Source organism: Pseudomonas sp. NIBRBAC000502773, from assembly GCF_006517195.1.
Classification (GTDB): Bacteria; Pseudomonadota; Gammaproteobacteria; order Pseudomonadales; family Pseudomonadaceae; genus Aquipseudomonas; species Aquipseudomonas marginalis.
Genome location: NZ_CP041189.1, coordinates 4,407,219 through 4,428,727 on the forward strand (window position 1 = coordinate 4,407,219; position 21,509 = coordinate 4,428,727).

General features: G+C 62.2%; 17 protein-coding genes. 11 read left to right on the forward strand and 6 right to left on the reverse strand.

What is annotated here, in order from left to right; translation table 11 throughout:
* Positions 1-6: 6 nt before the first annotated feature.
* The 9 genes from murD (at position 7) to lpxC (ending at position 10,483) form a co-directional block, all read left to right on the forward strand.
* Complete coding sequence (gene murD / locus NIBR502773_RS20320; protein WP_115486664.1) at positions 7-1,353, forward strand: UDP-N-acetylmuramoyl-L-alanine--D-glutamate ligase; 1,347 nt, start codon at positions 7-9, stop codon at positions 1,351-1,353.
* Positions 1,350-2,573, forward strand: a complete 1,224-nt coding sequence (gene ftsW / locus NIBR502773_RS20325; RefSeq protein WP_065924256.1) for a putative lipid II flippase FtsW — start codon at positions 1,350-1,352, stop codon at positions 2,571-2,573. Before murD ends, ftsW begins: the two co-directional genes overlap by 4 nt.
* Complete coding sequence (gene murG, locus NIBR502773_RS20330; RefSeq protein ID WP_065949002.1) at positions 2,563-3,633, forward strand: undecaprenyldiphospho-muramoylpentapeptide beta-N-acetylglucosaminyltransferase; 1,071 nt, start codon at positions 2,563-2,565, stop codon at positions 3,631-3,633. The genes ftsW and murG overlap by 11 nt, the downstream gene beginning before the upstream one ends.
* Positions 3,626-5,074 carry a UDP-N-acetylmuramate--L-alanine ligase gene (gene murC / locus NIBR502773_RS20335; protein ID WP_027604760.1) on the forward strand — a complete coding sequence of 483 codons (1,449 nt, stop codon included), beginning with the start codon at positions 3,626-3,628 and terminating at the stop codon, positions 5,072-5,074. The genes murG and murC overlap by 8 nt, the downstream gene beginning before the upstream one ends.
* Positions 5,071-6,027 (forward strand): D-alanine--D-alanine ligase, encoded by a 957-nt coding sequence (locus NIBR502773_RS20340; RefSeq protein ID WP_141156779.1) that lies wholly within the window; start codon positions 5,071-5,073, stop codon positions 6,025-6,027. The genes murC and NIBR502773_RS20340 overlap by 4 nt, the downstream gene beginning before the upstream one ends.
* Positions 6,028-6,031: 4 nt before the next feature.
* Entirely contained in the window at positions 6,032-6,901 is an 870-nt protein-coding gene (locus NIBR502773_RS20345) for a cell division protein FtsQ/DivIB (protein ID WP_027604758.1), read from the forward strand.
* A gap of 15 nt (positions 6,902-6,916) precedes the next feature.
* Entirely contained in the window at positions 6,917-8,179 is a 1,263-nt protein-coding gene (ftsA, locus tag NIBR502773_RS20350) for a cell division protein FtsA (protein WP_027604757.1), read from the forward strand.
* A gap of 74 nt (positions 8,180-8,253) precedes the next feature.
* Positions 8,254-9,459 carry a cell division protein FtsZ gene (gene ftsZ / locus NIBR502773_RS20355; RefSeq protein ID WP_017526184.1) on the forward strand — a complete coding sequence of 402 codons (1,206 nt, stop codon included), beginning with the start codon at positions 8,254-8,256 and terminating at the stop codon, positions 9,457-9,459.
* Between the two features lie 112 nt (positions 9,460-9,571).
* The gene (gene lpxC / locus NIBR502773_RS20360) at positions 9,572-10,483 is read left to right on the forward strand and encodes a UDP-3-O-acyl-N-acetylglucosamine deacetylase (protein WP_003171886.1); all 912 of its coding nucleotides are present in this window, start codon (positions 9,572-9,574) and stop codon (positions 10,481-10,483) included.
* Positions 10,484-10,586: 103 nt separating this feature from the next.
* Here lpxC and NIBR502773_RS20365 read toward each other — a convergent pair whose 3' ends face one another.
* The 6 genes from NIBR502773_RS20365 to NIBR502773_RS20390 all read right to left on the reverse strand — a co-directional run bounded on the left by NIBR502773_RS20365 (position 10,587) and on the right by NIBR502773_RS20390 (position 20,107).
* Entirely contained in the window at positions 10,587-12,083 is a 1,497-nt protein-coding gene (locus NIBR502773_RS20365) for a sensor domain-containing diguanylate cyclase (protein WP_141156780.1), read from the reverse strand.
* A gap of 86 nt (positions 12,084-12,169) precedes the next feature.
* Positions 12,170-13,498: an OprD family porin gene (locus NIBR502773_RS20370; RefSeq protein ID WP_115486668.1), complete on the reverse strand. Its 1,329-nt coding sequence runs from the start codon at positions 13,496-13,498 to the stop codon at positions 12,170-12,172.
* A gap of 287 nt (positions 13,499-13,785) precedes the next feature.
* Positions 13,786-15,150, reverse strand: a complete 1,365-nt coding sequence (locus NIBR502773_RS20375; protein WP_141156781.1) for a heavy metal sensor histidine kinase — start codon at positions 15,148-15,150, stop codon at positions 13,786-13,788.
* Positions 15,140-15,817 (reverse strand): heavy metal response regulator transcription factor, encoded by a 678-nt coding sequence (locus tag NIBR502773_RS20380; protein WP_027604753.1) that lies wholly within the window; start codon positions 15,815-15,817, stop codon positions 15,140-15,142. Before NIBR502773_RS20380 ends, NIBR502773_RS20375 begins: the two co-directional genes overlap by 11 nt.
* 31 nt (positions 15,818-15,848) lie before the next feature.
* On the reverse strand, positions 15,849-18,944 hold the full coding sequence (locus tag NIBR502773_RS20385) for a multidrug efflux RND transporter permease subunit (RefSeq protein WP_141156782.1): 3,096 nt from the start codon (positions 18,942-18,944) through the stop codon (positions 15,849-15,851).
* Positions 18,941-20,107 carry an efflux RND transporter periplasmic adaptor subunit gene (locus NIBR502773_RS20390; RefSeq protein WP_141156783.1) on the reverse strand — a complete coding sequence of 389 codons (1,167 nt, stop codon included), beginning with the start codon at positions 20,105-20,107 and terminating at the stop codon, positions 18,941-18,943. Before NIBR502773_RS20390 ends, NIBR502773_RS20385 begins: the two co-directional genes overlap by 4 nt.
* Before the next feature lie 213 nt (positions 20,108-20,320).
* Here NIBR502773_RS20390 and NIBR502773_RS20395 point away from each other — a divergent pair, with 213 nt between their 5' ends.
* Both NIBR502773_RS20395 and NIBR502773_RS20400 read left to right on the forward strand, forming a co-directional pair.
* On the forward strand, positions 20,321-20,554 hold the full coding sequence (locus tag NIBR502773_RS20395) for a hypothetical protein (protein WP_027604750.1): 234 nt from the start codon (positions 20,321-20,323) through the stop codon (positions 20,552-20,554).
* 166 nt (positions 20,555-20,720) lie between these two features.
* Positions 20,721-21,503: a transporter substrate-binding domain-containing protein gene (locus tag NIBR502773_RS20400; RefSeq protein WP_141156784.1), complete on the forward strand. Its 783-nt coding sequence runs from the start codon at positions 20,721-20,723 to the stop codon at positions 21,501-21,503.
* The last annotated feature ends 6 nt before the right edge of the window (positions 21,504-21,509 follow it).

Here is a 21,509-nt window from a genome sequence, read left to right on the forward strand (position 1 = left end):
AAACGAGTGTCCCTGATCGCTTCAGACCACTTCCGCATCGTTGTCGGCCTCGGCAAGAGCGGCATGTCCCTGGTTCGCTTCCTGGCGAACCGGGGCACGTCGTTTGCCGTGGCCGATACGCGGGAAAATCCACCGGAGCTGGTCACGCTGCGCCGTGACTACCCGCACGTGGAAGTGCGTTGTGGCGAGCTGGATGTCGAGTTTCTGTGCCGCGCCGATGAGCTCTACGTGAGCCCCGGCCTGGCCCTGGCGACACCGGCCCTGCAAGCCGCAGCGGCCCGTGGCGTGAAGCTGTCCGGCGACATCGACCTGTTTGCACGCAATGCGAAGGCGCCGATCGTGGCCATCAGCGGTTCCAACGCGAAAAGCACCGTGACCACCCTGGTCGGCGAGATGGCCATGGCGGCCGGCAAGCGCGTGGCCGTGGGCGGCAACCTCGGCACGCCGGCGCTGGACCTGCTCAGCGACGATGTCGAGCTGTACGTGATGGAACTGTCGAGCTTCCAGCTGGAAACCACCCACGACCTGGGTGCTGAAGTGGCCACCGTGTTGAACGTCAGCGAAGACCACATGGACCGCTACAGCGGCCTGCCGGCGTACCACCTGGCCAAGCACCGGATTTTCCGCGGTGCCAGGCAATTTGTGGTCAATCGCCAGGATGCGCTGAGCCGTCCGCTGATGGGCGAGGGCATGCCGTGCTGGACCTTCGGCCTGGGCAAACCCGACTTCAAGGCCTTCGGCATTCGTGAAGAGAATGGCGAGAAATACTTGGCCTTCGAATTCCAGAACCTGATGCCGGTGCGCGAGCTGAAAATCCGCGGCGCCCATAACCAATCCAACGCGTTGGCCGCGTTGGCGTTGGGACACGCCGTGGGTTTGCCGTTCGACGCTATGCTGTCGAGCCTGCGCACCTTCGGCGGCCTTGAACATCGCTGCCAGTGGGTCCGCGACCTTAATGGTGTGAGTTACTACAACGACTCCAAGGCCACCAACGTGGGGGCCGCATTGGCCGCCATCGAAGGCCTGGGCGCCGATATCGAAGGCAAGCTGGTGCTGATCGCCGGTGGCGACGGCAAGGGTGCAGATTTCAAGGACCTCAAGGCACCGGTGGCTGCTCATTGCCGCGCCGTGGTGTTGATGGGCCGCGACGCCGATTTGATCGCCGCCGCGCTTGGCGATGCCGTGCCACAGGTGCGTGCCACCTCCCTGGACGACGCCATTGCCCAGTGCCAAGCCCTGGCCCAACCAGGCGATGCGGTACTGCTGTCGCCGGCGTGCGCCAGTTTCGACATGTTCAAGAACTACGAAGAGCGCGGCCAGTTGTTCGCCCGCGCCGTGGAGGGCTTGGCATGAGCATTGATTTCAGAAACATCATCAAGCCGTACCCGTCGCCGATCATCACCGGGCGTGGCATCGACCTTGATTTCCCGATGCTCGCCGGTTGCCTCGCGCTGCTGGGCCTGGGCCTGGTGATGATCACCTCGGCTTCTTCCGAAGTGGCCGCCGTGCAATCGGGCAATACCCTGTACATGATGATCCGTCACCTGGTGTACCTGATCATCGGCCTGGGCGCGTGCATCGTCACCATGATGATTCCCATCGCTACCTGGCAGCGCCTGGGCTGGCTGATGCTGATCGGCGCGTTCGGCTTGCTGATCATGGTGATCCTGCCCGGCATCGGCCGCGAGGTGAACGGCTCGATGCGCTGGATCGGCTTCGGTGCGTTCAACGTGCAGCCGTCGGAAATCGCCAAGGTGTTCGTGGTGATCTACCTGGCCGGTTACCTGGTGCGTCGCCAGAAGGAAGTGCGCGAAAGCTGGATGGGCTTCTTCAAGCCATTCATCGTGCTGTTGCCCATGGCCGGCCTGTTGCTGATGGAGCCTGACTTCGGCGCCACTGTGGTGATGATGGGCGCGGCGGCGGCGATGCTGTTCCTCGGCGGCGTGGGCTTGTTCCGCTTCAGCTTGATGGTGGTACTGGCGGTGGCGGCGGTGACCATCCTGGTACAGGCACAACCGTACCGGATGGCGCGTCTGATCACCTTTACCGACCCCTGGTCCGACCAGTTCGGTTCCGGCTACCAATTGACCCAGGCCTTGATCGCCTTCGGTCGTGGCGAATGGCTGGGCGTGGGCCTGGGCAACAGCGTGCAGAAGCAGTTCTACCTGCCGGAAGCGCACACCGACTTCGTGTTCTCCGTACTCGCCGAAGAACTCGGCGTGGTCGGCTCGCTGTGCACCGTCGCCCTGTTCGTGTTCGTGTGTGTACGCGGCATGTACATCGGCCTGTGGGCCGAGAAGGCCAAGCAGTATTTCGCCGCCTATGTGGCCTACGGCTTGTCGTTCCTGTGGATCGGCCAGTTCCTGATCAACATCGGGGTGAACGTCGGCCTGCTGCCGACCAAGGGCCTGACCTTGCCGTTCCTCAGCTATGGCGGCAGTTCGTTGGTGATCTGCTGCGCCTGTCTTGGCTTGTTGCTGCGCATCGAGTGGGAGAGTCGAACCCACCTGGGCAGCGAAGAGATGGAGTTCAGCGAAAGCGACTTCGCCGAGGAGCCGACCCATGGGCGCTAACGTGCTGATCATGGCCGGCGGCACCGGGGGCCATGTGTTCCCGGCCCTGGCGTGCGCGCGGGAATTCCAGAACCGTGGCTACACCGTGCACTGGCTGGGTACACCGCGCGGCATCGAAAACGAGTTGGTGCCGAATGCCGGCTTGCCGTTGCACCTGATCAACGTCACGGGCCTGCGCGGCAAGGGCAAGTTGTCCCTGCTCAAGGCACCGTTCGTGTTGCTCAAGGCGGTGTGGCAGGCGCGCAAGGTCATCCGTGAATTGCAGCCGGTGTGTGTGCTCGGTTTTGGCGGATATGTGACCGGCCCCGGTGGCGTCGCCGCCAGACTTGCCGGCGTGCCGGTGATCGTGCACGAGCAGAACGCCGTGGCCGGTACCGCCAACCGTTTGCTGGTGCCGTTGGCTGCGCGGGTGTGCGAAGCGTTTCCCAACACCTTCAGCGTCTCGGATAAGCGCCGTACCACCGGCAACCCGGTGCGCACCGAGCTGTTTATGGACATCGCCCGTGAAGCACTCGCAGGGCGCAAGGCGCACCTGCTGATCCTGGGCGGAAGCCTGGGCGCCGAGCCACTGAATAAATTGCTGCCGGAAGCCGTGGCGCAACTCCCTGTGGAATTGCGCCCGGAGATCTTCCACCAGGCCGGCAAGAACCACGATGAAGTCACCGCCACGCGTTATCGCGACGCCGGTGTGGCGGCCAATGTGCAGCCCTTTATCAAAGACATGGCCCATGCCTATGGCTGGGCCGACCTGGTGGTCTGTCGCGCGGGTGCGCTGACCGTCAGTGAACTGGCTGCTGCCGGTCTGCCGTCCTTGCTGGTGCCCTTGCCCCACGCCATCGACGATCACCAGACCCGCAACGCCGAATATTTGGCCGGGGAGGGCGCTGCCTTCCTGCTGCCGCAAAGAACGACTGGCGCCGCCGATTTGGCCGCACGCCTGACTGAGGTTTTGATGCAACCGGAACGACTCAACAACATGGCGAGCACCGCAAGCCGCCTGGCCAAACCTGACGCAACCCGCACCGTGGTCGATATCTGCCTGGAGGTGGCCCATGGTTGAGAATCAGAAAGCCATGCCACAACCGGAAATGCGCCGCATCCGTCGCATCCACTTCGTCGGTATCGGCGGAGTGGGCATGTGCGGCATCGCCGAAGTGTTGCTGAACCTGGGCTACCAGGTGTCCGGCTCGGACTTGAAAGAGTCGCCGGTCACCGAGCGCCTTAAGTCCTTTGGCGCGCAGATCTTTATCGGTCACCGCGCCGAGAACGCTGCCGAGGCTGACGTGCTGGTGGTGTCCAGCGCCGTGAACACCTCCAACCCGGAAGTGGCCACTGCCCTTGAGCGCCGCATTCCCGTGGTACCTCGCGCCGAGATGCTCGCCGAGTTGATGCGCTATCGCCACGGCATCGCAGTCGCCGGTACCCATGGCAAGACCACCACCACCAGCCTGATCGCCTCGGTGTTCGCCGCCGGTGGCCTGGACCCGACCTTCGTCATCGGTGGCCGCCTGAATGCAGCGGGTACCAATGCCCAGCTCGGTACCAGCCGCTACCTGATCGCCGAAGCCGACGAAAGCGACGCCAGTTTCCTGCACCTGCAACCGCTGGTCGCTGTGGTCACCAACATCGACGAAGATCACATGGCCACCTACGACGGGGACTTCAACAAGTTGAAGAAAACCTTCGTCGAGTTCCTGCACAACCTGCCGTTCTACGGTCTGGCCGTGCTTTGCCTGGACGACCCGGTGGTGCGTGAAATCCTGCCCCAGGTCAAGCGTCCGACCGTGACCTACGGCTTCAGCGAAGACGCCGACGTGCGCGCGATCAATGTGCGCCAGGAAGGCATGCAGACCTACTTCACCGTGCTGCGTCCCGACCGCGAGCCGCTGGATGTGTCGGTGAACATGCCGGGCAACCACAACGTATTGAATTCCCTAGCGACCATCTGCATCGCCTCCGACGAGGGTGTCAGCGATGAAGCCATCGTCGAGGGCCTGTCGCGCTTTGCCGGTGTTGGCCGGCGCTTCCAGGTCTACGGCCAACTGCCGGTGGAAGGCGGTGACGTGATGCTGGTGGACGACTATGGTCACCACCCGACCGAAGTCGCCGCGGTGATCAAGGCCGTGCGCGGTGGCTGGCCGGAGCGTCGCCTGGTGATGGTCTACCAGCCGCACCGCTACAGCCGCACCCGCGATTTGTACGACGATTTCGTCAATGTATTGGCCGATGCCAACGTGCTGCTGCTGATGGAAGTCTACCCGGCCGGTGAAGAGCCGATCCCCGGCGCCGACAGCCGCAAGCTGTGCAACAGCATCCGCCAGCGCGGCCAGTTGGACCCGATCTACATCGAGCGCGGTGTGGACCTGGCGCCGATCGTCAAGCCGCTGCTGCGCGCCGGCGACATCCTGCTGTGCCAGGGCGCCGGTGATATCGGCGGCCTTGCGCCTAAGTTGCTGGCGAGCCCGCTGTTTGCGGCCGCCAAGAAGGGGGCGTCGAAATGACTGCTGACTACGGCTCCCTGTTTTCGACAATCGCGCCAGCCGACTTCGGCCGCGTGGCCGTGCTGTTCGGCGGCAAGAGCGCCGAGCGCGAAGTGTCGCTCAAGTCCGGCAACGCCGTGCTCGAAGCGCTGCAAAGTGCCGGCGTGCATGCGTTCGGGATCGACGTGGGCGATGACTTCCTCGCCCGCCTGCAGGCCGAGAAGATCGACCGTGCCTTCATCATCCTGCACGGCCGTGGCGGTGAAGACGGCAGCATGCAGGGCCTGTTGGAGTGTGCCGGTATCCCTTACACCGGCAGCGGCATCCTCGCTTCGGCACTGGCCATGGACAAGTTGCGCACCAAGCAGGTGTGGCACAGCCTGGGTATTCCAACCCCGCGTCACAGTGTTCTGTGCAGCGAAGACGATTGTATTTCTGCAGCCAAGGAACTGGGCCTGCCTTTGATCGTCAAACCTGCCCATGAAGGCTCCAGTATCGGCATGGCTAAAGTGAACTCGGCCGCCGAATTGATCGACGCATGGAAAGCGGCAAGTACCTACGATTCGCAAGTGTTGGTGGAACAGTGGATCCAGGGTCCCGAGTACACCATCGCCACCCTGCGTGGCCAGGTATTGCCGCCCATCGCATTGGGCACGCCCCACACCTTTTACGACTACGACGCCAAGTACCTGGCCTCCGATACCCAGTACCGGATCCCGTGCGGCCTTGACGCAACCAAAGAACAGGAATTGATGGACCTCACGGCGAAAGCCTGTGAGGCGTTGGGTATCGCCGGTTGGGCACGGGCAGACGTGATGCAGGATGACCAAGGGAATTTCTGGTTCCTGGAAGTCAACACCGCACCGGGCATGACCGACCACAGCCTGGTACCGATGGCCGCTCGCGCAGCCGGCCTGGATTTCCAGCAGTTGGTGCTGGCGATTCTGGCCGCCAGCATCGAGCCAAGAGGCTAAGGACATGAAAGGCGCATCGCTTCGTCATCAGCCCCCACAAGCACCGAGCCGCAAGCCGGTGCCACGGGGTGCCAGTCGAATGGTGGCTAAAGAGCCGATGTCGGCGCGCCTGCCGAAAGCCAACTTTGGTTTCCTCAAGGCGCTGTTCTGGCCGGTGATGCTGGTGGTGTTGGGCTTCGGCACTTACGAGGGCGCGCAGCGTCTATTGCCGTACGCCGACCGGCCGATCACCAAGATCAGCGTGCAGGGCGACCTGAGCTACATCAGCCAGCAAGCGGTGCAGCAGCGTATCGGCCCGTTCCTGGCCGCGAGCTTCTTCACCATTGACCTGGCCGGTATGCGTCGGGAGCTGGAGCAGATGCCGTGGATCGCCCACGCCGAAGTCCGCCGCGTCTGGCCGGACCAGGTGACGATCCGCCTGGAAGAGCAACTGCCCGTGGCCCGTTGGGGCGATGAGGCGCTGTTGAACAACCAGGGTCAGGCGTTCACCCCGCGTGAGCTGGCCAACTACGAGCACCTGCCGCAGTTGTTCGGGCCGCAGCGGGCGCAGCAGCAAGTGATGCAGCAGTACCAGGCCCTGAGCCAGATGCTGCGGCCAATGGGCTTCTCCATTGCACGCCTGGAACTGCGTGAACGGGGCAGCTGGTTTTTGACGACCGGGGCAGGCAGTTCCGGCCCGGGCATCCAGTTGTTGCTGGGACGCGACCGCCTGGTGGAAAAGATGCGCCGTTTCATCGCCATCTATGACAAGACCTTGAAAGAACAGATTACGAACATTGCGAGCGTCGACCTGCGTTACGCCAACGGCCTTGCCGTCGGCTGGCGTGAACCGGCTGCGCCCACGGCAGCGCAACCCGCTGTCGCGAAGAATTAAGAAGAGGCAGGACCCATGGCAAACGTGCAAAGCGGCAAAATGATCGTCGGTCTCGATATCGGCACCTCCAAGGTGGTGGCGCTGGTGGGCGAGGTCGGGGAAGACGGCACGATCGAAATCGTCGGTATTGGCACGCATCCGTCCCGTGGCCTGAAGAAGGGCGTGGTGGTCAACATCGAGTCCACCGTGCAATCGATCCAGCGCGCCATCGAAGAAGCGCAGCTGATGGCCGGTTGCCGGATTCACTCGGCGTTCGTCGGCGTGGCGGGCAACCATATCCGCAGCCTGAACTCCCACGGCATCGTGGCGATTCGCGACCGCGAAGTCAGCGCCGCCGACCTTGAGCGCGTCCTCGACGCCGCCCAGGCCGTGGCGATCCCGGCTGACCAGCGCGTGCTGCATACCCTGCCGCAGGACTACGTGATCGATAACCAGGAAGGCGTCCGCGAGCCCCTGGGCATGTCGGGCGTACGTCTGGAAGCCAAGGTCCACGTGGTGACCTGTGCCGTCAACGCCGCGCAGAACATTGAAAAATGCGTGCGCCGCTGCGGCCTGGAAATCGACGACATCATTCTCGAGCAGCTTGCTTCCGCGTATTCGGTACTGACCGACGACGAAAAAGAGCTTGGCGTATGCCTGGTGGACATCGGCGGCGGCACCACCGACATCGCGATCTTCACCGAGGGTGCGATCCGTCACACCGCCGTGATCCCGATTGCCGGCGACCAGGTGACCAACGACATCGCCATGGCGCTGCGTACACCGACCCAGTACGCCGAAGAAATCAAGATCCGCTACGCCTGCGCCCTGGCCAAGCTGGCCGGTGCCGGTGAAACCATCAAGGTGCCAAGCGTGGGCGACCGTCCACCGCGTGAGTTGTCGCGCCAGGCCCTGGCCGAAGTGGTCGAGCCGCGCTACGACGAGCTGTTCACCCTGATCCAGGCTGAACTGCGCCGCAGCGGCTACGAAGATTTGATCCCGGCCGGCATCGTGCTGACCGGTGGCACCTCGAAGATGGAAGGCGCGGTCGAACTGGCCGAGGAAATCTTCCACATGCCGGTCCGCCTGGGTGTTCCCCATGGCGTCAAAGGCCTGGGCGACGTGGTGCGCAACCCGATTTATTCCACCGGTGTGGGCTTGCTGTTGTACGGGCTGCAAAAGCAGACCGACGGCATTTCCCTGTCGGGCCCGAGCAACCGTGACAGCTACCGCAGCGACGACGAGGCCAAGGCGCCGTTGTTCGAGCGGCTGCAGGCGTGGGTCAAAGGCAATTTCTAAAGATTTACCGCAACACCGCAGCACCGAAACAAGTAGTAGGCGAAAAAACTAGAGAAAACGAAAGGAGAGGGAACATGTTCGAACTCGTAGACAACATCCCCGCCAGCCCGGTCATCAAAGTGATCGGTGTCGGCGGTGGCGGCGGCAACGCTGTCAACCATATGGTCAAGAGCAACATTGAAGGCGTTGAATTCATCTGCGCCAACACTGACGCCCAGGCGCTGAAAAGCATCGGCGCGCGGACCATCCTGCAATTGGGCACAGCCGTGACCAAGGGCCTCGGCGCCGGCGCCAATCCGGAAGTCGGCCGTCAAGCCGCCCTGGAAGACCGCGAGCGTATCGCCGAAGTGCTGCAGGGCACCAACATGGTGTTCATCACCACGGGCATGGGCGGCGGTACCGGTACCGGTGCAGCGCCGATCATTGCCGAAGTGGCCAAGGAAATGGGGATTCTGACGGTTGCGGTCGTGACCCGTCCGTTCCCGTTCGAAGGCCGCAAGCGCATGCAGATCGCCGACGAAGGTATCCGTCTGCTGTCTGAAAGCGTCGACTCGTTGATCACCATTCCCAACGAGAAGCTGCTGACCATCCTGGGCAAGGACGCGAGCCTGCTGTCCGCATTCGCCAAGGCTGACGATGTACTGGCCGGTGCCGTTCGCGGTATCTCCGACATCATCAAGCGCCCGGGCATGATCAACGTCGACTTTGCCGACGTCCGTACCGTCATGAGCGAAATGGGCATGGCGATGATGGGCACTGGCTGCGCCAGCGGTCCGAACCGTGCACGCGAAGCCACCGAAGCGGCCATCCGCAACCCGTTGCTGGAAGACGTGAACCTGCAAGGCGCACGCGGCATCCTGGTGAATATCACCGCCGGTCCTGACCTGTCCCTGGGTGAGTACTCCGACGTGGGTAGCATCATCGAAGCCTTCGCTTCCGAGCACGCCATGGTCAAGGTCGGTACCGTTATCGACCCGGACATGCGCGACGAGCTGCACGTGACCGTGGTTGCCACCGGCCTGGGCGCGAAAATCGAGAAGCCTGTGAAGGTCATCGACAACACCCTGCATAACAGCCAGGCCAGCCACGCGAGCCAAGCGGCTGCCGCTCCTGCGCCTTCGCGCCAGGAACTGCCGTCGGTGAACTACCGTGACCTGGATCGTCCGACCGTGATGCGCAACCAGGCTCAGGCCGGTGCTGCGGCATCCCGTAGCCCGAATCCGCAAGATGATCTGGACTACCTGGACATCCCGGCATTCCTGCGTCGTCAGGCCGATTAATGGAATGTATCAGGGCTATGAAGGTGATTGGTGTTCAGCAAAGGTCTGGTCTGCTATTATCGCCAGCCTTTGTTGATACCAGTTCGCAATTTGCGCTGAAGCGGTCCAAGCCATGATTAAACAACGCACCCTGAAGAATATTATTCGTGCCACAGGTGTAGGTCTGCACTCCGGGGAGAAGGTATACCTGACCCTCAAGCCTGCACCTGTCGACACCGGCATCGTGTTTGTGCGTGCCGACCTGGACCCTGTGGTGCAGATTCCTGCTCGCGCGGAAAATGTTGGCGAAACCACGATGTCGACCACGTTGGTCAACGGTGACGTCAAAGTGGACACGGTGGAGCACTTGCTCTCGGCCATGGCCGGTTTGGGCATCGATAACGCCTACGTCGAGCTCTCCGCGTCCGAAGTCCCGATCATGGATGGCAGCGCTGGACCCTTCGTATTCTTGATTCAATCTGCCGGCCTGGAAGAACAGGACGCAGCCAAGAAGTTCATACGCATTCTGCGGGAAGTGACAGTAGAAGACGGCGACAAGCGCGCCACCTTCGTCCCGTTCGAAGGCTTTAAAGTGAGCTTTGAGATCGATTTCGATCACCCGGTATTCCGTGACCGCACCCAAAGTGCAAGCGTGGATTTTTCCAGCACTTCGTTCGTAAAAGAAGTCAGCCGCGCCCGTACCTTTGGTTTCATGAGTGACATCGAGTACCTGCGCAAGCACAACCTCGCACTCGGCGGCAGCGTTGAAAACGCCATTGTGGTCGACGCGGATGGTGTACTGAACGAAGACGGCCTTCGCTATGAAGACGAATTCGTGAAGCACAAGATCCTCGATGCAATCGGTGACCTCTACCTGCTGGGCAATAGCCTGATAGGCGAGTTCAAAGGCTTCAAGTCGGGCCACGCCCTTAACAACCAGCTGCTGCGCAAGTTGATTGAGCAGACAGACGCTTGGGAAGTCGTGACCTTCGAAGATGCCAGCACCGCACCGATCTCTTACATGCGTCCCGTTGCGGCGGTGTAAGTAACAACTCTCTTTCTTTAGTTTTTAAAGGCTGCCTTCGGGTGGCCTTTTTTTATGTGCCTGTGATGCGCGTCCCTCGTTCCCACGCGCAGCGTCGAATCGATCATGAACCCTCACTGGCATCCACAATCCGATTGCGCCCCGTGTGCTTGGCCTCATACAACGCCCGGTCCGCGCTGAGCAGCAAAGCCTCCAGGGACATCCGACTGCGCTTGTCCCGGGTGCTCATGCCGATGCTCGCCGTGATCGGCCGCTCATCCCCCGCCACCCGCGGCAAATGTTCGATGCTGCTGCGGATATGCTCGGCGATGACCCGCGCGCCCTTGGCGTCCGTATTGGGCAGTACAACCGCGAACTCCTCGCCGCCGTAACGTGCCGCGAGGTCGGCAGGGCGGCGGATATTGCTGTTGATCACCTGGGCCACCGTGCGCAGTGCTGCATCGCCACCATGATGGCCGTGGCGGTCGTTGAAGGCCTTGAAGTGGTCCACGTCGATCATCAGCACAGTCAGTGGTTCGAGCGAACGTTGCGCCCGGTCCCATTCAAGGCGCAGGCGTTCGTCGAGGATGCGGCGGTTGGCCAGGCCGGTCAGGGCGTCGGTGGCTGCCAGTTCTGACAGGACGCGCTCTGCGCGATAACGGCGGCGCAGTTCCCGGCGCAGCATCCAGGTCAGCCATAACAAGCCGATACACAGGATGCCCGTGGCGCCACTGGTCAGCAGTGCGGCGCGCTTCCAGGGGGCGAACACATCCTCACTGGACAGGGCCACCACCACAATCAGCGGCAGGTCCCCGACATTGGTGAAGGTGTACAGGCGCTCCTTGCCGCTGATGGCGGAGATGGCCTGGAAGGTGCCACTGCCTTCACGCAGTATTCTCTTGAAATTCGGTCGCTCGCTCAGGTCCTTGTCGATCATGTCGCTTTCGAGCAGCGGCTGTTGGGCCAATAAAAAGCCTTGGTTATTAAGCAGGTTGACGCTGCTGCCGTTGCCGATGGTCACGGTGTTGAACAACTGGTCGAAATACGCCAGGCGCATGGTCGCGACCGCAACGCCAGCAAACTCACCATTGGGCCCCGACACTCGCCGACTGAATGCCATGCGCCAGACCTGCTCGCAGTTGCAATGAATCTTGAACGGCCGGCTGATAAACAAGCCGGCCTGGGCGTCCTTGGCATGCACCTGGAAGTAATCGCGGTTGGCAAAATTACGCGGGGTCGGCTGCAGGGTCGAAGAGTCAGCGATCACCGCGCCATTGGCATCCAACAACAGCACTTCACCTTTGAAAGGCGCGGCGGTGGAGAGGTCAAACTGCACCAGGTGCTGGATATTCGCGGAAACCTGGGACAGGTCATCGCGTTGTCTGGCAGCAATCAACCCCTTGAGGGCCAGGTCGTAGAGTTCGACGTTGCGCAGCACGTCGGCATTGATCAACTGCGCAATATTGGTGGTTGAGCGCGTAGCGGCCTGCAGGGTGCTGGCGTGTTCGCGGATCAGCAACGCGGCGACGATGACCACGATCAAGACAACAGTGATACCGCTGCCCAGAACCATTAACAGTTCTGGGCGTGCGGCCAGGGTAAGGACACGGCGTTGACTCATCGGGCAGACTTCAGCGATGTGGATGCTGGCAGTTTAGTTCTACCCGATGAAAATTAAATACTCGGTTAAAAAGAAAGATTTGCGCGTTAGAACACGTTGACCGGGTAGTCGACGATCACTCGGTACTCATCCACATCCCGGTCCACCGCCGAGTAGCCATGACTGCCACGATTGGTCGCCCATTGCAGGCGCACCGCCAGATCCTTGGCCTTGCCGCCCTGCACCACATACTTCACATCGATATCCCGCTCCCAGTGTCTGGCGTCCTTGCCATCGGCGCTGTACCAGGCACTGTAGCCACGGCTTTGCGGGTCGACCTTGGTCAGGTCGGTCTTGCCGCTGATGTAGGACACCGCCGAGGTGAGGCCGGGCATGCCGAGGCCGGCGAAGTCGTAGGCGTACTTGAGCTTCCATGAGCGCTCATTAGGGCCGTTGAAGTCCGAGTATTGCTGGGAGTTGTCCAGGTACACGCTGTCGCCCTGGCTGATGTAGTCGAACGGTGTGTTGCCGTTGACCCGCTGGTAGGCGGCGGTGACGCTGTGGTGGCCCACGCCGACGGTGAAGTGCAGGCTGTAGGTGTTGTTGTCGATATCCCCGAGCAGCGACTGGCCGGTGTCCTGGGTGTGGTAGTAGTGCAGGCCCGGGTTGAGGCTGACCAGGTCGTTCAGCGCGTAGGTGTAGTCCAGGTCGTAGTAGTACTGGTGCCACACGTCCTTGAGTTCGGAGGCGTACAGGTTGCTGGTCACTCCCGGGATGCCGCTGAACGACACGCCCGCCCAATTCATGTGCTGGCTGTCAGCGTTGCTGGGCAATGCGCCATAGCTGGTGCCGATGCGTCGGTGGCCACTCTGGTTGTAGAGCTTGGTGAAGCTGGCCTGGCCGCCTTCGAGCATCCAGCCGTCGAAACTGTGGTTGCTCAGGCTCACGCCACGGAAAGTCTGCGGCAGCATGCGCGTCATGCCGCCAGCGATCACCGGGTTGTTGAGGAACAGGTCACCGGCCTTCAACTCGGTGTCGAAGGCGCGCATCTTCAAGGTGCCCCCTGCGGTGGAAAACGAACCGGGCGCTTTGCCGCTGCCGTCAGCACTGCCGTAGGGAAGGATGCTGGAACCGTCGGTGCCGCCACCGCCGTCGAGCTTGAGGCCAAGCATCGCGTGGGCGTCCAGGCCGAAGCCGACGGTGCCCTCGGTGTAGCCGGATTCGAAGGTGCCAATAAAACCTTGGCCCCATTCCTTGCTGTCATCGGTGTGGAGGTCGCGCCGGTCGCGGTTCATGTAGTAGTTGCGGGTGTTGATGTCGAGGTGCGAGCCTTCGACGAATCCGTCGGCGGGGGTGGTGTCTGCCGCGTGGGCAAGGGGAACGATCGTTGCTGCAATCGCGAGGAATAACGGGGTGAACGTCAGCGAGTTCTTCACCGGTGGAGCTCCTTTGGTCAATCGAAAACGGCCAGTGTCGTGGGGGTGTGCCTGGCCTTTTTTTACCGCAAAAAAAAGCCGCTGAAGTCAGCGGCTTTAAGACAGATTCCCAGTGTAGAGCCCTGGAAATAAGTCGAGGGAAATTCGGGTAAGCGGGTCAGCTGCCTTTGCCGTCGCGCTCATCGATGCGTCAAATTAACGCAGGCGAGCGCTGCGATACAGAGTGTAACAAGATAATGACTGTTGCCAAAACAGCAACAGTGATGCAGGGGCCATGGGGGAGATGTCTAGACCGGCAGGGTAATGCCAAAGGTATTGCCACTCACATCGCTGCGCACGAACACATCACCGCCGTGCATCAAGGCTATCGCCTTGACGATGGCCAGCCCCAAACCGTGATTCGCCCCGCTGTTGCTGCGTGACGCATCCACCCGATAGAAGCGTTCGAACAGCCGGGGCAGGTGTTCGCTGGCAATCACGTCACCAGGGTTGGTCACGCCGATTGCTACCTGATGCTCCAGCATGTCGATGTTCACGTCGATCACCTGCCCGGGCGCGGTGTGCTGCACCGCATTGCTCAGCAGGTTGATCAGGGCGCGGCGCAAGTGGGCTTTTTCGATCTGCACCCGGGCGTCGCCGTGCACGCGTACCTGAACCTGGGCGTCTTCAAGGATGAAGTCCAGGTAGTCGAGAGTGGTCGCCACTTCATCGGCCAGGGAGCTTTCGCTCAGCTTGGTGGCCTTGCTGCCCTGGTCGGCGCTGGCGAGGAACAGCATGTCGTTGATGATCGAACGCAGGCGTTCCAATTCCTCGAGGTTGGATTGCAGCACCTCGAAGTAGTGCTCGGCCGAGCGCCCGCGTGTCAGGGCAACTTGGGTCTGGCCGATCAGGTTGGTCAGCGGCGAGCGCAGTTCGTGGGCGACGTCGGCGTTGAACGACTCCAGGCGCGAGTAGGCCTGTTCCACGCGGTCCAGGGTGGAGTTGAACGAGTTGACGAACTGACTCAGCTCCGGCGGCAGCGGCGACAGTTGCAGGCGCCCGGAGAGCTTCGGCGGCGCCAGCTTCTGTGCTTCATCCGAGAGTTTGCCCAGCGGCTTGAGGCCAATGCGCGACACCCAGAACCCCAGCAGCGCCGCCAGCACCACGCCGACCAGCGCCAGGCTGACCAGCGCCACCAGCAGGTGGTGTTGGGTGGCGCGGAAGTTTTCGGTGTCGATGGCGATCATGAAGCGCAGCGGCGGGCGTTGGTCCTTGGCCGGGAACTGGCTGACCAGCACCTTGAACGGGTACTCGCGCCCCGGCAGGCGCAGATCCCGTTTGCCCGTCGGGCCCTCGGCGAAGGCGCGGATCTGCGCATCGGGGTTGCCGTACTCGTACGTCGGATCGCTGCTGACGACCCAGAAGCGGATGCGCTTGTCTTCCTCGCCGAGTAATTTGAGCTTGGCTTGAATCTTTACCCAATGGTCCGGTGTGCCGAAGCGGTTCACAGAGGATTCCAACACGCTGTAGCGCGCATCCAGCTCCGCCCCTGGCAGCAAGCCCAGGCTGCGGTCCACCTGCTGATACAGCGCGCCGCCGATCAACAGGAATATCAGCGCCGCCACCAGGGTGAACATGCTGCTGAGGCGCAGGGCAATGGAGTTAGCCGACACTGCGATTCTCCAGCACATAACCCATGCCGCGAATGGTGTGCAGCAGCTTGTGTTCGAACGGCCCGTCAAGCTTGGCGCGCAGGCGCTTGATCGCCACCTCGACCACGTTGGCGTCGCTGTCGAAATTGATGTCCCAGACCATTTCCGCAATCGAGGTCTTGGAGAGGATTTCGCCCTGGCGCCGCGCCAATACGCTGAGCAGCGAGAACTCCTTGGCGGTCAGGTCCAGGCGCACGCCATTGCGGCTGGCCTTGCGGCTGATCAGGTCGATCCACAGGTCGGCGACGGTCACTTGCACCGGCTCGTGGCCGCCGCTGCGGCGGGTCAGGGCTTGCAGGCGCGCCACCAGTTCGAGGAAGGAAAACGGTTTGCCAAGATAATCGTCGGCGCCTTCGCGCAGGCCGCGGATACGGTCTTCCACGCGCTCGCGGGCGGTGAGCATGATCACCGGCGTCTGCTTGCGCGCACGTAACGCCCGCAGCACGCCAAAGCCATCGAGGCCGGGCAGCATCACGTCGAGCACGATTACCGCGTAATCGTTTTCCAGCGCCAGGTGCAGGCCCTCGACACCCTCGCGCGCCACATCGACGGCGTAGCCTTGCTCCGTCAGGCCACGGTGCAGGTAGTCGGCGGTTTTTTCTTCATCTTCAACAATCAGTACGCGCATGAGCCTTTTGCTCCAGGGCGGTGCCTTGGCCTCAGTGTGTGGTCGCCAGCTCAGCCGCTGGTTTGGGCCGGTGGAAGAATTTCTCAAGGTACAAGTATATGACCGGTGTGGTGAACAGCGTCAGCGCCTGGCTCACCAGCAAGCCGCCGACTACCGCGATGCCCAGGGGCTGGCGCATTTCCGCACCCGGGCCTGCGCCGAGCATCAACGGTACCGCGCCGAGCAGGGCGGCGAGGGTGGTCATGATGATCGGGCGGAACCGTGTCACGCAGGCTTCGTAGATCGCATCCTCCGGTGACATACCTCTGACGCGCTGGGCTTCCAGGGCGAAGTCGATCATTAGGATGCCGTTCTTCTTCACGATCCCGATCAACAGCACCAGGCCGATCAGCGCCATGATCGAGAAGTCCTGGCCCATCAGCGACAGCATGATCAGCGCGCCCAGCCCCGCCGAGGGCAAGGTGGAGATAATCGTCAGCGGGTGCACGAAGCTCTCATACAACACACCCAGAATGATGTAGACCGCCACCAGCGCTGCGAGGATCAGCCACGGCTGGCTGGCCAGCGAACTCTGGAACGCCTGGGCCGCGCCCTGGAAGTTGCCGATGATGGTGGTCGGCATGCCGATTTCATTCTTGGCCTGGTTGAGCATGATCACTGCGTCGCCCAGCGCCACACCGGGTGCCAGGTTGAACGACAGGTTGGCGGCGGGGAACATGCCGTCATGGCTGATGGACAGAGGCCCCAGGGTCGGTGGGTCGACCTTGGCCACTGCCGACAACGGCACCATCTCATTGGTCAGCTTTGATCGCAGGTAGAAGTAGTTCAGGCTTTCGGCCTTGCCGCGCTGTTGGCTGTCCAGCTCCAGCACCACCTGGTACTGGTTGATCTCGGTCTGGAACTCGTTGATCTGGCGCTGGCCGAAGGCGTCGTAGAGCGCCTGGTCGACATCGGTGGCGGTCAGGCCAAAGCGCGCGGCGGCCTGGCGATCAATGCTGATATGGGTGATGCTGCCGCCCAGTTGCAGGTCGTTGGACAGGTCGCGAAAGGCCGGGTTGGCGCGCAGTTTTTCGGTCAGACGCTGGGTCCAGGTGTTGAGTGTCGGGCCGTCGTTGCTCTTGAGTACGTACTGGTACTGGGCACGGCTGGGGCCGGAGCTGAGGTTGATGTCCTGGCCCGCGCGCAGGTACAGCACGATGCCCGGCACTTTCGCGAGCTTGGGCCGGATGCGGTCGATGAACTGGCTGGCGGACACGTCGCGATCACCGCGGTCTTTCAAGGCGATCCAGAAGCGCCCGTTAGCGATGGTCTGGTTGCTGCCGGTCACGCCCACCGAATGGGAAAACGCCTGCACCGCCGGATCATCCTTGACGATCTCAGCCAGGGCCTTGTGCTTGGCGACCATGTCCGGGTATGACACGTCGGCCGCCGCCTCGCTGGTGCCGAGCACAAAACCGGTGTCCTGTACCGGAAAGAAGCCCTTGGGGATAAACACGTAGCCGGCCACGGCCAGGGCCAGGGTCACCACGAATAGCGCGGCCATACTGCGCTGATGGGCCAGCGCGCGACGCAGGTTGCGCGCGTAGCCGGCCAGCAGGCGTTCGCTGAAGCCCGGTTTGTCGTGGGCCGGATGGGTCGGGGCGCGCATGAACAGCGCGGCCAATGTCGGTGCCAGGGTCAAGGAGACCACCACCGAAATCAGGATGGTCGAGGTGGCCGTCAGCGCGAATTCCTTGAACAGCCGTCCGACCACGCCACCCATGAACAGCAGCGGAATAAACGCCGCCACCAACGAGAAGCTGATGGACACCACGGTAAAACCAATCTCGCCGGCGCCCTTGATCGCCGCTTCGCGTTTGTCGAGCCCCGCTTCGAGGTGGCGGTGAATGTTCTCCACCACCACGATGGCATCGTCGACCACAAAGCCCACGGCGATCACGATTGCCACCAGGGTGAGGTTGTTCAGGCTGAAGCCCATCAGGTACATCAACGCAAAACTGGCGACCAGCGACACGCCGAGCACGCTGGACACAATCAGCGTCGCCGACAACTGGCGCAGGAACAGCGCCATCACCGCCACCACCAGCAGGATGGCGATCAGCAGGGTGACTTCCACTTCATGCAGGGACGCGCGGATGGTCTTGGTGCGGTCGGTCAACACGCTGACCTGCACCGAAGCCGGCAGCATGCCTTGCAGGCGCGGCAGTTCGGCCTGGATGCGGTCCACCGTCTCGACAATGTTGGCGCCGGGCTGGCGCGAGATCACCAGGTTGACCCCCGGAGTGTCGCCGGACCAGGCCTGCACGTAGGCGTTTTCCGAACCGTTGATGACGTTGGCGATATCGCGCAGTTGAACGGGGGCGCCATCCTTGTAGGACACGATCAGTTGGGCATAGTCCTCCGGGTGAAACAGTTGGTCGTTGGTCGACAGGGTCGACACGCTGTTCTCGCCGTAGATCGCACCCTTGGCCAGGTTAAGGCTCGATTGCTGGATGGCCAGGCGAATATCGGCCAGGGTCAGGCCGATGGCCGCGAGTTTGTCGGGGGACGCCTGCACGCGGATCGCCGGGCGTTGCTGGCCGGTGATGTTGATCTGGCCGACGCCGTCGATCTGGCTGATCTGCCGCGCCAGCAGGGTTTCCACATAGTCGCTCAACTCGGTGCTGGGCATGCTGTCGGAGCTGACACTGAGGATCAGCACCGGGCTGTCCGCCGGGTTGACCTTCTTCCAGGTGGGCAGGCTCGGCATGTCGCTGGGCAGCTTGCCGGATGCGGTGTTGATCGCTGCCTGCACTTCCTGCGCGGCGGTGTCGATGCTCTTGTCGAGGGTGAATTGCAGGGTCAACAGGCTTGAGCCCAAGGCACTGCTGGAGGTCATCTGGGTCATGCCGGGGATGGCGCTGAACTGCACTTCCAGCGGCGTCGCCACCGAGGAGGCCATGGTGTCCGGGCTGGCGCCGGGCAATTGTGCGGTGACCTGGATCGTCGGAAATTCCGCCTCCGGCAGTGGCGCGATGGCCAGGCGCGGGAAGGCAATGATCCCGAGCAGCACCAGGGCGAAGGTCAACAACAGGGTGGCGACCGGGTGGTCGACGCACCAGGCCGAGGGCGAACGGCTGCCGTTCATGGCTGCACCTTGGCGTCGACGGTCTGGACCACCTGCGGTGGCTCCTTGAGCACCTCCACCTGGGCACCGGCCTTGAGCCGCGACTGGCCGTCACTGACCAGCACATCGCCGGCCTGTACGCCCTTGATGATGTTGACGTCGCTGTCCTGGTACGTCACCTGCACCGGCACCACCTCCACTTTGTCGCCACTGACCCGGTACACGAAGTGCGAATCCAGGCCGCGTTGCACCACGGTCGGCGGCACCACCAAGGCATTTTTGTCGAGGGCGGTCTGGATCTTGATGGTCACCAACTGCCCCGGCCACAGGCGTTGCGAGGCGTTGTTGAACTCGGCCTTGGCGCGCACGGTGCCGGTGGTGGAGCTGATCTGGTTGTCGATCAGGCTCAAGTGGCCTTCGCCGAGCAAGTCGCCGGTCTGGCCGTCGGTGTCGGCACCCAGGTAGGCGTCGACGCTGGCCTTGGCAGGCGCGGCGATCAGGCCTTGCAGGGTCGGCAGCATCTGTTGCGGCAGAGAGAACTCAACGGCAATCGGGTCGATCTGGGTCACGGAGAACAGGCCCTGGGTATCGCTGGTGCGCAGGAAGTTGCCTTCATCCACATTGCGAATACCGACGCGGCCACTGACCGGTGAGCGAATCTGGGTGTAGGACAGCTGGACCTGGGCTGCATCGATGGCGGCCTGGTTACCTTGGACGGTGGCCTTGAGCTGGTTGACCAGGGCTTGTTGCTGGTCGTAGGTCTGCTTGGACACGCCGTCGTCGACGCTCAATTCCTTGTAGCGCTTGAGGTTGACCAGTGCCACCTGCAACTGCGCCTGGCTCTCGCCCAGTTGCGCCCTGGCCTGGTCGAGACTGGCGCGGATCGAGCGATCATCGATTCTGGCCAGTAGGTCGCCGGCCTTGACCCACTGGCCTTCCTTGACCTGCAATTGGGTGAGAATGCCGTCGACCTGCGGGCGAATGACCACGCTGTGCAGGGACAACACCGTACCGATGCCGCTGACAAAGCGTGGAATGTCCTGCTGCGCTACGCTCACCACCCGCACCGGGATCGCGGTGGGTGCTGCCAGTCTGGCCTTGGCTGGGCGGGTCAGCGCCCAGGCTGCAACCGCCACGACCACGAGGACACCCACGATCAGGGCAGTTTTTCGTTGAATGTGCATGGGGGAGGCGCCGGGGCAAAGGATGGGGAGAGTGAGCGGCCTTTATAGCCCTTCAACCCGGTCAGCACGGTGACGGCTAACTGACAGCGCTGTCAGCAAACTCCGACCATTCGTACCGGTGGTGGTTAAAGATCTGAAGCTCGCAGGTATACTGCGCGCCAGTGTGGCCCGCAAGCCGGCCCCGCATCATTTTTTGCACGCCCCGGAGCTTTCATGACTTCCCCGACACAACCCCCTGTTGAAGCGACCGACATCGTCGATCCGGCCAGCGCCGAAGGCGTTGAAAAAGCCGAGATCCCGGCGTTCAAGTTTCCGTTCAAGCCGGGTGAGCTGGCTGGGGCCAGGAATGCGGCCCAACCGTGGTACAAAAACGGCGCCAAGAACGGCCATACCAAGTCGCCAGGCATGGCTCCGCCGGGGACTCGTCGTTCGATGGGTAAACGCTGAGACTAACAAGTCGCACACCGTGTCGATTATTGCCTACAGCCTCTGCTGAAATTTCTGATTGTAGGCCTGCGACCGTTTCTTGAAAGCTTGCACAGCCTTTGCTCTGCCCCTGTGATTTCAGGGGGGAGCAGGGCGATGCTGGTCTTTCCGGAAAAGGACGTCTCCCTTGGCTCTGATACACATCTGTGTAGTGCTTGCCCTGTTGCTTGCGGCGGATGCCTCTGCGGCCGATGATCCACCGCAGCGTGAAATCCGTTTCGCCGTTGCTGCACAATTCCCCCCGTTCCAGAGCCGCGACCCGCAAGGGCAGTTGGTCGGCTTGAATATCGAGTTGGGCAACGCCCTGTGCGTGCAGTTGAATGCACGCTGCATCTGGGTCGACCAGGTGCTTGTCGAAGATTTCATCTCCCTTGAAGCCAGGAAATTCGACGCGATCATGGGGATGGCGCCGACCTCGCAGCGGCAACGTTGGGTGGGCTTCACCGATAACCTCTACCCCTTCACCACGCGCCTGGTGGCGCGCCGGATGTCCAACTTGCAGCCGCGGGTAAAGTCGCTCAAGGGCAAGCGAGTCGGCGTGTTGCTGGGAAGTAATCGTGAGGCTTTTGCCCGCTCGATGTGGGCGCCAAATGGCGTCATCGTCAAGAGTTTCTGGCTCAACAATGAATTAGTCAGCAGCCTTAAGGCCGGCGAGATTGATGCGACCCTGCAAGGCACGGTAGAAATTCGTGAAGCCTTGCTCGACACCGAAGACGGCCACGATTTCGACTTCGTCGGCCCTGCCATTTCGTCCGAGCTTTTGGGCGACGGTGTGGCCATCGCAGTGCGCAAACCTGACACCGCATTGCGCAACGAACTCAACTGCGCCCTTGAACAACTGAAGCAGAGCGGCGAGTACCAGCGGATCATCCAGCCCTACCGCCTTGACGCCGTTCCTGCCGAGCACTGATCGGCG

Excerpts from the sequence above, each read along its gene's own strand:
- ftsW (WP_065924256.1), top strand. The coding sequence starts at position 1,350 with ATGAGCATTGATTTCAGAAACATCATCAAGCCGTACCCGTCGCCGATC.
- murG (WP_065949002.1), top strand. The coding sequence starts at position 2,563 with ATGGGCGCTAACGTGCTGATCATGGCCGGCGGCACCGGGGGCCATGTG.
- murC (WP_027604760.1), top strand. The coding sequence starts at position 3,626 with ATGGTTGAGAATCAGAAAGCCATGCCACAACCGGAAATGCGCCGCATC.
- NIBR502773_RS20340 (WP_141156779.1), top strand. The coding sequence starts at position 5,071 with ATGACTGCTGACTACGGCTCCCTGTTTTCGACAATCGCGCCAGCCGAC.
- NIBR502773_RS20345 (WP_027604758.1), top strand. The coding sequence starts at position 6,032 with ATGAAAGGCGCATCGCTTCGTCATCAGCCCCCACAAGCACCGAGCCGC.
- ftsA (WP_027604757.1), top strand. The coding sequence starts at position 6,917 with ATGGCAAACGTGCAAAGCGGCAAAATGATCGTCGGTCTCGATATCGGC.
- ftsZ (WP_017526184.1), top strand. The coding sequence starts at position 8,254 with ATGTTCGAACTCGTAGACAACATCCCCGCCAGCCCGGTCATCAAAGTG.
- lpxC (WP_003171886.1), top strand. The coding sequence starts at position 9,572 with ATGATTAAACAACGCACCCTGAAGAATATTATTCGTGCCACAGGTGTA.
- NIBR502773_RS20365 (WP_141156780.1), bottom strand. The coding sequence starts at position 12,083 with ATGAGTCAACGCCGTGTCCTTACCCTGGCCGCACGCCCAGAACTGTTA.
- NIBR502773_RS20380 (WP_027604753.1), bottom strand. The coding sequence starts at position 15,817 with ATGCGCGTACTGATTGTTGAAGATGAAGAAAAAACCGCCGACTACCTG.
- NIBR502773_RS20385 (WP_141156782.1), bottom strand. The coding sequence starts at position 18,944 with ATGAACGGCAGCCGTTCGCCCTCGGCCTGGTGCGTCGACCACCCGGTC.
- NIBR502773_RS20390 (WP_141156783.1), bottom strand. The coding sequence starts at position 20,107 with ATGCACATTCAACGAAAAACTGCCCTGATCGTGGGTGTCCTCGTGGTC.
- NIBR502773_RS20395 (WP_027604750.1), top strand. The coding sequence starts at position 20,321 with ATGACTTCCCCGACACAACCCCCTGTTGAAGCGACCGACATCGTCGAT.